The organism is Collinsella aerofaciens (assembly GCF_018785245.1).
GTDB lineage: Bacteria > Actinomycetota > Coriobacteriia > Coriobacteriales > Coriobacteriaceae > Collinsella > Collinsella aerofaciens_AD.
The window spans coordinates 1-1029 of sequence record NZ_WQPL01000041.1; the positions used below are offsets into that span (position 1 = coordinate 1).

Here is a 1029-nt window from a genome sequence, read left to right on the forward strand (position 1 = left end):
GTCGTCGACCTCGCCGTCCACGGCGACTCGCGCGGCTGGTTCAAGGAGAACTGGCAGCGCGCCAAGATGACCGCCCTGGGCATCCCGGACCTCCGCGTCGTCCAGAACAACATCTCCTACAACGAGAAGAGGGGCGTCACGCGCGGCATCCACGCGGAGCCCTGGGACAAGTTCATCTCCGTGGCCCGCGGCTCGGTCTTCGGCGCCTGGGTGGACCTGCGCGAGGGCAGCGCCACCTACGGGAAGGTGTTCACCTGCACCCTGGACCCGTCCAGGGCCATCTACGTACCGCGCGGCGTGGGCAACTCCTTCCAGGCCCTGGAGGACGGCACCGCCTACACCTACCTGGTGGACGCCCACTGGTCCCTTGAATTGAAGAGGACCTACACCTTCGTGAACCTCGCCGACCCCGAGCTCGCCATCGAGTGGCCCATCCCGCTGGGGGAGGCCACCGTCTCCGAGGCCGACCTCAACCACCCGATGCTCAGGGACGTCGTCCCGATGGCGCCGAAGCGCACCCTCGTCACCGGCTGCAACGGCCAGCTGGGCCGCGCGGTGCGCGCGCTCGCCGAGGAGCGCGGCGTGGCGAAGGACTTCGACTTCTGCGACATCGACACCTTCGACATGTCCGACCCGGAGGCCTATTCGCAGTACGACTGGTCGCTCTACGGCACCGTCATCAACTGCGGCGCCTACACGGCCGTCGACAGGGCCGAGACCCCCGAGGGCCGCGCCACCGCCTGGAAGGCCAACGCGACCGGGCCGGCGCTGCTCGCCCGCACCTGCGCCGAGCACGGGATCACGCTCGTGCACGTGTCCTCCGACTACGTCTTCGACGGCACCGCGGAGGTGCACGACGAGGAGGAGCCCCTCAGCCCGCTTTCCGTCTACGGCCAGACCAAGGCCGCCGGCGACATCGCCGTGGCCGGCTGCCCCCGCCACTACATCTTGCGCAGCTCCTGGGTCATCGGCGAGGGGCACAACTTCGTCAAGACCATGAAGGGGCTCTCCGACCGCGTCGCCGATCCG

General features: G+C 69.2%; 1 protein-coding gene. It reads left to right on the top strand.

Features of this window, described 5'->3' with window-relative positions:
- A partial coding sequence (locus GPK39_RS08400) for a sugar nucleotide-binding protein (RefSeq protein WP_215674998.1) occupies window positions 1–1029 on the top strand: 1029 nt, incomplete at both ends.